At 63.3% G+C, this 8,898-nt stretch carries 10 protein-coding genes; 2 read left to right on the forward strand and 8 right to left on the reverse strand.

What is annotated here, in order from left to right; all coding sequences use genetic code 11:
- Positions 1–14: 14 nt before the first annotated feature.
- Positions 15–647, reverse strand: a complete 633-nt coding sequence (locus tag CI805_RS06795) for a CHAP domain-containing protein (RefSeq protein WP_260927447.1) — start codon at positions 645–647, stop codon at positions 15–17.
- Between the two features lie 138 nt (positions 648–785).
- On the opposite strand from CI805_RS06795, the gene der reads away from it, so the two are divergent.
- The gene (der, locus tag CI805_RS06800) at positions 786–2,162 is read left to right on the forward strand and encodes a ribosome biogenesis GTPase Der (protein WP_260927448.1); all 1,377 of its coding nucleotides are present in this window, start codon (positions 786–788) and stop codon (positions 2,160–2,162) included.
- Positions 2,163–2,169: 7 nt separating this feature from the next.
- On the opposite strand, the gene CI805_RS06805 is transcribed toward der, so the two are convergent.
- The 7 genes from CI805_RS06805 to CI805_RS20845 all read right to left on the reverse strand — a co-directional run bounded on the left by CI805_RS06805 (position 2,170) and on the right by CI805_RS20845 (position 7,861).
- Positions 2,170–3,321: an AI-2E family transporter gene (locus tag CI805_RS06805; protein ID WP_260927449.1), complete on the reverse strand. Its 1,152-nt coding sequence runs from the start codon at positions 3,319–3,321 to the stop codon at positions 2,170–2,172.
- Positions 3,322–3,438: 117 nt separating this feature from the next.
- Positions 3,439–4,500, reverse strand: coding sequence for a nitronate monooxygenase (locus tag CI805_RS06810; RefSeq protein WP_313958542.1), 1,062 nt, complete (start codon positions 4,498–4,500; stop codon positions 3,439–3,441).
- Positions 4,501–4,523: 23 nt separating this feature from the next.
- On the reverse strand, positions 4,524–5,006 hold the full coding sequence (bfr, locus tag CI805_RS06815; protein WP_260927450.1) for a bacterioferritin: 483 nt from the start codon (positions 5,004–5,006) through the stop codon (positions 4,524–4,526).
- Between the two features lie 204 nt (positions 5,007–5,210).
- The gene (locus tag CI805_RS06820; protein WP_260927451.1) at positions 5,211–5,396 is read right to left on the reverse strand and encodes a bacterioferritin-associated ferredoxin; all 186 of its coding nucleotides are present in this window, start codon (positions 5,394–5,396) and stop codon (positions 5,211–5,213) included.
- A 109-nt stretch (positions 5,397–5,505) separates the two neighbouring features.
- The gene (locus tag CI805_RS06825) at positions 5,506–6,804 is read right to left on the reverse strand and encodes a DUF418 domain-containing protein (RefSeq protein ID WP_260927452.1); all 1,299 of its coding nucleotides are present in this window, start codon (positions 6,802–6,804) and stop codon (positions 5,506–5,508) included.
- Positions 6,750–7,358, reverse strand: coding sequence for an SPOR domain-containing protein (locus CI805_RS20840; protein WP_313958543.1), 609 nt, complete (start codon positions 7,356–7,358; stop codon positions 6,750–6,752). Before CI805_RS20840 ends, CI805_RS06825 begins: the two co-directional genes overlap by 55 nt.
- A gap of 5 nt (positions 7,359–7,363) precedes the next feature.
- Positions 7,364–7,861 carry a hypothetical protein gene (locus tag CI805_RS20845; protein WP_313958536.1) on the reverse strand — a complete coding sequence of 166 codons (498 nt, stop codon included), beginning with the start codon at positions 7,859–7,861 and terminating at the stop codon, positions 7,364–7,366.
- A gap of 293 nt (positions 7,862–8,154) precedes the next feature.
- Here CI805_RS20845 and CI805_RS06835 point away from each other — a divergent pair, with 293 nt between their 5' ends.
- Positions 8,155–8,874, forward strand: coding sequence for a ParA family protein (locus CI805_RS06835; RefSeq protein ID WP_260927844.1), 720 nt, complete (start codon positions 8,155–8,157; stop codon positions 8,872–8,874).
- Positions 8,875–8,898: the final 24 nt, after the last annotated feature.

Below are 8,898 nucleotides of genomic sequence, written 5' to 3' on the forward strand. Positions count from 1 at the left end.
CCGGCGGCTGACGATCAATAGTCGCCGGAGAGAATCTCGCCAATCGCATCGCCATTGCGGCTCTTTGCAGGAGCGGCATCGGCCATCGCCAGCCGCGTTTTTGCCTGCATCATGTGCTTGCCCGGTTTGCCCGGATAGATGAAGCCCTCTACCGGCCAGTGCGCGGCGCCGAGGTTCTGGATCGGCGCATACCATACGCGCACTTCGCTCCAGTCGTTGGCCGGTGACACGTCGAGCACCGTCACATTGCGTTCGATCTGCCCGCGCTCGCCGTCAATCGGCGACCAGTTCGCGTGGCTCACCAGAATGGTGCGCGAATCGATGATTTTGGTTACTGCCGCAACGTGGCCCAGCACTGAGTTGCGATAGGGCTGGAAGGCCATGACCGCGCCGACCTGCGGTGTGCTGCCGGTGGCATAGCGGCCCTGCGCCTGTCCCCACCAGGTCCTGGCATCGCCATAGAGCTTGATGCCGGTGGCCTTACGCGCGAACGGCACGCATTCCAGATAGCCGGGGCTCTTTACATCGCTGCCGCCATCGCTGTCCGAAGGCGCGACGACCGTATCGATCCGTCCGCTGGCGTGAGCGGGAGCGATCATGGTCAGGGCGGAAAGGGCGAGAGTGGCGGTGGCGAAAAGGGCTTTCATGCATGTATTCCTGCCTGCGGCGAGTTGCCGCACGCCTGCAAAGTGTGGTTAATGGTGCGGCAAGAATTGGTGAGTTCGCCTTAGGTTGCGTGCTCCCCGTTCCCAAACGCGCAGTTTTCGCCTAACGGACTTCGCGAAATGCTTCCTCAGGTCATCATCATCGGTCGCCCCAATGTGGGCAAGTCAACCCTGTTCAACCGGCTCGTCGGCAAGAAGCTGGCGCTCGTCGACGATCAGCCCGGCGTCACGCGCGATCGCCGTTTCGGCGATGCCGAACTGCTCGGCCTCAAGTTCCAGATCGTCGATACGGCGGGCTGGGAGGATGAGGATGACGAGACGCTTCCCGGTCGCATGCGCAAGCAGACCGAAGCCGCGCTCGCGACAGCAGACGTCGCTGTCTTCGTGATCGATGCACGTGCGGGGCTGACCCCGCTTGACGAGGAAATCGCCAACTGGCTGCGTGCTTCGCCGGTGCCGGTGATCCTGCTCGGCAACAAGGCAGAAGGGCGCGCGGCAGAAGGCGGGTTGCTGGAGTCGTACTCGCTCGGCCTTGGCGATCCGGTGGCGATCTCTGCGGAGCATGGCGAGGGCATGGGCGACCTTTTCGAGGCGCTTCTGCCCCATCTCGAACCGCTTCAGCCCGAAGAGATGGAAGAAGAGGAACTGGACGAGGAAGCGCTGTTGCGCGCCCCGCTCAAGCTCGCCATCGTCGGTCGACCGAACGCCGGTAAATCGACGCTTATCAATCGCTTCCTCGGCGAAGATCGCCTGCTGACTGGCCCCGAAGCTGGTATCACCCGCGATTCGATCGCGATCGACTGGCTCTGGAAGGATCCGGCGTCGGGTGAGGATCGCGAGGTTCGCCTGATCGACACGGCTGGGATGCGCAAGCGTGCCAACGTGGTCGAAAAGCTGGAGCGCATGGCCGTTGCCGACGCGCGCCATGCCATCGATTTCGCCGAAGTCGTGGTGCTTCTGCTCGATGCCACGCGCGGGCTGGAGCATCAGGATCTCAAGATCGCCTCGAAGGTCCTCGAGGAAGGTCGCGCGCTGATGATCGCGATCAACAAGTGGGACGTGGCGGAAGACGCCAGTGCGTTGTTCCAGGGTATCCGCAAGGCGCTCGACGAAGGTCTCGCGCAGGTGCGCGGTGTGCCCTTGCTTGCGGTCTCGGCGCGAACCGCCAAGGGGCTGGACGAGATGATGGCGGCAGCCTTCTCGCTGCGCGAGGCGTGGAGCCGCCGTGTGCCGACGGCTGCGCTCAACCGCTGGTTCGACGATGCGTTAGCCGCCAATCCGCCGCCAGCGCCGGGCGGTCGGCGAATCAAACTGCGCTTCATTACGCAGGCCAAGACCCGCCCGCCGGGCTTCGTGCTGTTCGGCACGCGTCTCGATATGCTGCCCGAAAGCTACAAGCGGTATCTTATAAACGGGATACGCCGCGAACTGGGGTTTGATGCCGTGCCGATCCGTCTGCATCTGCGCAGCCCGAAGAACCCGTTCGCGGGTAAGTGATCTGATTTCAGGAGGGATGAGCGGCGGCTTCGGTCGTCGCTTCCTCGCTGGTTCCCTGTACGATGGCATCGGGGCCGCCCGGTTCGACCATGCCGTCCTCGTCCTTGCTTTCCGAGACCAGATTCCAGGTCGCCATGAACAGCGCAGCGATCACCGGGCCGACGATCAGGCCATTCAATCCAAACAGTTCTAGCCCTGATAGTGTGGCGATCAGCACCACGAAATCGGGCATGCGGGTGTCCCTGCCGACCAGCACGGGGCGTAGCACGTTGTCGACTACACCGATGACGAAGAAGCCTGCCACCAGCACGATCACCGCATGCAGGGTTTGCCCGGTGACGAACAGGTAGCCCGCCATCGGCACCCATACCAGACCGGAGCCTACGGCGGGCAGAAGCGAGCAGAACCCCATCAGAACGCCCCACAGCATCGCGCCTTCGATGCCGAGCACACTGAACAGGATGCCGCCCAGAACGCCCTGAGCAATCCCGACGACGACCGTGCCTTTCATGGTGGCGCGCACGACGACCACGAAGTGCTCGATCAGCTTGTCGCGCAGGGCCGGGCGCAGAGGTGCAGACCGGCGCACGATGTCGGCATAACGATCGCCGTTCCGCAGCAGGAAGTAGGTGAGGTAGAGCATCACGCCGAGCGCGGCGATGAAGTTGAACGCACCCTGGCCGACGATCAGCAGGCGACCGGCGACGTTCTGGAGCGCGCCGGAAATGTTCGATCCGAACATCTGGCGGATATTGTTGATGTCGAGCAGGTGATGCTCGTTGATGTAGCCATTGACGCTGCGTGGCAGCTCCGCGCGAAAGGAATTGACGATCTTCACCGGGTCGATCTGGCCGCCCTGTATCTTCTGATAGATCGTCGTCGCCTCGTTCACGAGGCCGATGCCTAGGAGGATCGCAGGCACGATGAATACGGCGATCAGGCCGAACAGCACGATCAGGGCCGCAGCCGTGCGCCGATCGCCCATCGCCTTGGCGAGGCGCAGGGTCAGCGGTTCGAACAGGATCGCGGCGACAAGCCCCCAGAGCACGGCGCCGAAATACGGCACCAGCAAGTAGAGGAAGCCCAGCGTCACCAGAATGACGAGGGCAATGAAGCCTCCATCTTCGAGGCGAAATCCGCTGTCCGACTTTTTGATCATCAGGCCCCCGTGTCCTTTGTAAATGCACAGGCGCAATGATTTACCGGGCGCACTGTTCCGCAGGCACGTTGGATTTTTTCCGGTGCCGGAGCAAGCGCGGCGCGCTGGCTGTCCCCGTCAGGAGCGCGAACCCGCTGCGATTTCCCGTGCCAGCAGGGCCACGAGATCGCCGGCAGGAAGGGCGCGGGCGAGCGGTGCGGCTTGTCCGGCCCATTGCGCATCGAACCCGAACTCTCCCTTGGCGCGAGCAGCGGCGGCAAGCGCCTTGCCGGCGTCGTAGGCGCGGGGATAGGCCGGGTTTGTCAATTCGACGTGGGTGTCACCCCACGCGGTGAAGGCATTGCCGAGGCAGCGTGCCGGTCGCCCGGAAATGGCGCGGGTCATCCGTGTGGTGTGGCCGCCGGGGCCGGTTAGTGCGGCGCGATAGGCGTCGGAGGCTGCCGATTCGGGACAGGCAACGAAAGCGGTGCCAAGTTGTGCGGCTGCTGCACCAAGATCTAGCGCGGCGCGAATACCCGCGCCGTCCATGATCCCGCCTGCGGCGATGACCGGCAGGGGCTGCGACTGCACCAGCAGCCGCGTGAGCGCAAAAGTGCCGAGTTGTGCATCGGGAGCTTCGGGATCGAACATGCCGCGATGGCCACCGGCCTCCCAACCTTGCGCGACGAGCACATCGATTCCCGCTCTTGCCGCAGCCTGCGCTTCGGCAAGGCTGGTGACGCTGGCGACGAGCAGGCAGCCCGCGCCTCGCAATGCGGCGAGGCGGGATGCATCCGGAAGGCCGAAATGGAAGCTGACGACGGCAGGCGCTGCATCGACGAGCACGCACAGCATTGCATCGTCCTGAGCAAACGAGGCGTAGATCGTCTCAAGTGCCTTGGGCGATTCGGCGTCGAAGCTCGCGAACAGGGGCGTCAGTGCGTCCAGCCATGCTGCCTCTCCAGAGGGATCAGGCACCGGCGTTGCATGCACGAAGAGGTTGAGATTGAACGGGCGTGCCGTTCGCGCCTTCAGGTCGGCGATGGTCGCGGCGGCCTGATCCGCAGTCATGGCGCCAAGGCCAAGCGAGCCGAGTGCCCCGGCCTCGCATACGGCCGCAGCCATGGCGGGGGTCGATACTCCCGCCATGGGGGCTTGAACGAGCGGAACGGAAAGGCCGAGATGTTCGACGAAATTCACGTACCGCTCGCTTGTCATCATCGTCAGTCTTCGCCCGCTGCCTTGCTCTGGAGCTGGCAGTAGTTGGCGATGCCCATGCGCTCGATCATGTCGAACTGCTTCTCGATCCAATCGACATGCTCTTCCTCGTTTTCGAGGATACGCTCGAAGACTTCGCGGCTCACGTAGTCACGCACGGTCTCGCAGTAGGCGATGGCTTCGCGCAGCAGCGGGATGGCCTCATGTTCCAGCGCGAGGTCGCACTTGAGGATTTCCTCGACCGTCTCGCCGACCTTGAGCTTGCCCAGGTGCTGGAAGTTGGGGAGACCATCGAGAAAGAAGATGCGGTCCGCCAGCGTATCGGCGTGCTTCATCTCGTCGATGGATTCGTGGCGCTCGTACTCGGCGAGCTTCTTGATGCCCCAGTTATCCAGCATGCGGTAATGCAGCCAGTACTGGTTGATCGCGGTCAGCTCGTTGTAGAGCGCCTTGTTGAGAAATTCGATGACCTTCTGATCGCCCTTCATGACGAGCCGCCTCCTTGAAATGTTGGCGACCCGAATATGCCCGGGTAGAAGGCTTGGCAAGGCAGGGGGCGTATCAAAACGCCTTTGCGAATCGGCCTAAAACTGCGACAAAGTTGCAGTTGGCCCAGTTGTTTCTGCAAGACAGTCGCGGGATACTTCGTTTACGCTGCTGCGTGACAATCGCAGCGACACTGCGAGTACGTATCAGGCTGCCTGTGCGACCGACTGAAACTCTTCCGCGATGATATCCTCGGCCTCGTCAAGGCACTGGCAGCACTGCGGAGTCCGGCCAAGCGAGGCATAAACGGCGTGCGCGTTCTGCTTGCCGCATTGGCGGGCGGCGCAGCGCAGATCGTTGTCGCGGATGGCATTGCAGATACACACGTACATGCTTCGAGTCCCTTGGCTATCCTCGGAATATACGCGGGTGATAATCAATCGCAAGTGATGTTGCGATGGATTTGCATTAACAAGGCTCGGTTCGTCGCATCGATGTTCGTCATTTCAGACGGTTGGAGAGAAATTTTTTCTCCGTGAGCGATCGCCATGCCCATTCGAAGGGGCCTCTGCGCCAGCGAATCAGCCATAGCGGGCTCCAGATCAGCATCGCGGTCCATGCGGCCAGCACGAAAAGCCATTGTCCGGCGGCTCCGATTCGCCCGAACAGGTCGCCGCCCCAGCCCTGGAAAAGCACCGTCATGACGATGCTGGTGCCAAGGTAATTGCTGAATGCGGTCCGTCCGGCAGCAATTAGGCGATGGCCGATGCGGGTTTTAGCAAGGGCGGGAGACGCCACGATCAGCAGCAGGCCATAGCCGGTGGCCGCCAGAAGATTGGGCAAGGCAAGGCCGGCATCCAGCGCCGCGCGCATCGCCAGAGGGGGAAAGCCGTGCCGCCATGCCCAGATCGCGAAGCCAAGCGTCGGGGCAAGGCCCGCAAGGGTCAGGGCAAGACCGCTCCAGAGCAGCAGGCGGCGGCGTACGGATTGCAGAATGCCGCTGCGATAGGCGGCCATGCCGATCAGCATCAGCGGAATGGTCTCCCCGGCGATGCTGCTCAGCATGTCGATCTGCCACAGGGGGCGCTCCGACAGCTTGGTGCCGATTTGCGTGAGCCACGGCAGATGGGCCTCGGCATTCTCCTGTGCCATCCAGGCCAGAGCGCGTGACTGCCAGCCTTCGACAAAGGTGATCTGGGAGGCGGAAGCGCTTCCGCTCGCGAGCGCCTGTTCGGCCCAGGCGTCCGGCAGTTCGGCAGCGAGTCCCCATAGGTGCCACAAAATGAAGATTGCCAGGGCTATGGGCAGAAGCCGTCGCTCCGGCTGCTGCGAAATGACCAGCACACAGAGGCCGCAGACTCCGTAGACGAACAGGATGTCACCCCACCACAGCAGGACATAGTGCGCAAAGCCGAAGCCGATCAGCCAGAACAGACGACGGATCTGCAACTGCTCGGCATCGCGTCCCGCGGCGGTCATGCGTTCGGTGAACAGCGCGAGGCCTGCACCGAACAGCATGGAGAACAGCGCGCGCATCTTGCCTTCAAAGAAGACGAGGCCAAGCGCGAAGGCGGCCTCGTTCAACGTTCCGGCAGGATGCGGCCAGTCAGGTGTGCTCGTACCCACAGTAGGCCCCGCAAAACCGGCAATGTTGATCGCCAGAATGCCGAGCACGGCAACGCCGCGGATCAGGTCAAGTGTAACCAGCCGCTCTCCCGATCGCGCATGAACCGTGGCGGAGGTATTCAATCGCGGGTCGGCACGCAGGTAGTGAACCCTGCCGATTTCAGGCGTGAGCAAGCCGTGCTGGCGTCCGCTTCGCTGGCAAAGCCTCCGGCCTGGAGCTTGGTCAGGCGCCCCGCAGAGCTGACGATCTTGGGATGTCCCGCGAGTTCCGGGCGCTTTGCAAGCTTGCTCCAGAGCGCATCCACGTTGGAGGCGACGCCGAACGCGCCGAACTGAATACGCCAGGGGCCGGATGCAGGACGTGCCGGTTTCTGGCTGGCTTTAGGCTCGGGCTTGGGTCCGGGTTTCGGCTCCGGTTCGGCGGTCTGACTTACGACAGGGCGAGGTGCTGGTTGTGCCTTTGCCTGACTCGTCGCGACGCGAGGGCGGGCATAGTCGGCACCGGCAGTGGCGGGGCTGTCCATCTCGCCGGGATCGGCAGCGGCAATCTGAGGGCTGTCCTTCACCGCCGGTGCCGAGTGCGGCTTGGTTGCCGGGACGCGCGGAGAATCGGTGCCAAGCGACGCGGAGGTCAGTTGCTGGGCGCGGGTGGATTCGGCAGCGGATGCGATCTGGCTGGCGACAGGCACGCTCTGCTGGCGCTGGGCCAGCGGGATGTAGCTGTCCATCTGCGTCAGCGCGCGACCGGCCTGCGGCAGGCCCGCCTGTTGCGCCAGGCTGATGTAGGCATAGGCGCGGACCCAGTCCTTGGGCAGGAGATCGCCGTTGAAGTGGGCGATTCCCAGAATGTACCAGGCGCGCGGATCGCCGCGTTTGGCCGAGGCTTCCACATAAGGCAGCGCCTTCTGGCGATCCCCCGCTGGAACAGCAGCAGGCCATAGGTGTCGGCGGCCTGCACGTGACCTTGCGCGGCGGCCTTGCCGTAGAGTTCCTCCGCCTTGTCGAGGTCCAGCGGGACGCCGCGTCCCATCTTGTAGGCTTGGGCAAGGTTGAACTCGGCGTCAGGGTCCCCGGCATCGGCGAGCGGTTTCCAGTCGCGAATCGCTGCGTCGTAGTTCCCGGCGGACCAGGCATCGACGCCTGCTTTCACATCGGCGAGGGCAGGGGCGGTTGCCGCGAGGATGCCGATGCTCAACGTTGCGAGCAGGGGCCGGGTGGAAAAGTGTCGCACGTCTTCAAGTCCTGCCTGTCGCCTGCCCGCCGTCGGGCGCCGTTAACTACCACGCGGGAATGGCATCGCCCAGTCGTTGCCTGACCTGAAAGGCCGGGGGATGGGCCCGTTTACCGCGCTTGCGTGGCTCTTACATGCCGCGTGGGGGTTAAGAAGTGGTGGTTATGCGTCAGGTTCCGACGCGGAAGCGATAATCCCGAGGATTAACCGGAAATTAGGAACGATCTGCGATTTCCCGAAGCAGGGCACAGGCTCTTCGTTCTATTTTGCGGACGCACTCGGGGGTTCAGGCATTGCGCGTACTGGCATTGGCATCGCAGAAAGGCGGATCGGGCAAGACCACCCTGTCCGGCCATCTCGCTGTGCAGGCCGAGCGCGCAGGGGCAGGGCCGGTGGTGCTGATCGACATCGATCCGCAAGGCTCGCTGGCCGACTGGTGGAACGAGCGCGAAGAGGAAATGCCCGCTTTCGCGCAGACTACGGTGAATCGTCTGGCGGCAGACCTTCAGGCCTTGCGCCAGCAGGGGTTCAAGCTGGCGGTGATCGATACACCGCCTGCGATTACCATGGCTATTCAGAGTGTTATCTCTGTTTCCGAGCTTGTTGTCGTGCCGACGCGACCCAGCCCGCACGATCTGCGCGCCGTGGGCGCCACGGTCGATCTTTGCGAGCGTTCTGGCAAGCCTTTGATTTTCGTAGTGAATGGCGCGACGCCCAAGGCGCGGATTACCGCCGAGGCCGCTGTCGCGCTGTCGCAGCACGGCACGGTGGCACCGATCACGCTGCACCAACGTACTGATTTTGCGGCCTCCATGATCGACGGGCGCACCGTGATGGAAGTCGACCCGCAAGGGCGGTCCTCGCAGGAAGTCGTGGCGCTGTGGAGCTACGTTGCCGACCGGTTGGAGAAGAATTTCCGCCGCACGATTTTCGCCGCTCCCAGCATTCAGCCCGCGCCGGTTGCCGTTGCAAGGGCGGCTGGCGGCTTCGGGCGACGGATTGCAGGTAACTGACATGGTTAAATTTTACGCCTTCCA

Origin of the sequence: Novosphingobium sp. 9, assembly GCF_025340265.1 — a bacterium.
Lineage (GTDB): Bacteria > Pseudomonadota > Alphaproteobacteria > Sphingomonadales > Sphingomonadaceae > Novosphingobium.

Excerpts from the sequence above, each read along its gene's own strand:
- CI805_RS20840 (WP_313958543.1), bottom strand. The coding sequence starts at position 7,358 with ATGGACAGCTACATCCCGCTGGCCCAGCGCCAGCAGAGCGTGCCTGTC.
- CI805_RS06820 (WP_260927451.1), bottom strand. The coding sequence starts at position 5,396 with ATGTACGTGTGTATCTGCAATGCCATCCGCGACAACGATCTGCGCTGC.
- der (WP_260927448.1), top strand. The coding sequence starts at position 786 with ATGCTTCCTCAGGTCATCATCATCGGTCGCCCCAATGTGGGCAAGTCA.
- CI805_RS06805 (WP_260927449.1), bottom strand. The coding sequence starts at position 3,321 with ATGATCAAAAAGTCGGACAGCGGATTTCGCCTCGAAGATGGAGGCTTC.
- CI805_RS06795 (WP_260927447.1), bottom strand. The coding sequence starts at position 647 with ATGAAAGCCCTTTTCGCCACCGCCACTCTCGCCCTTTCCGCCCTGACC.
- bfr (WP_260927450.1), bottom strand. The coding sequence starts at position 5,006 with ATGAAGGGCGATCAGAAGGTCATCGAATTTCTCAACAAGGCGCTCTAC.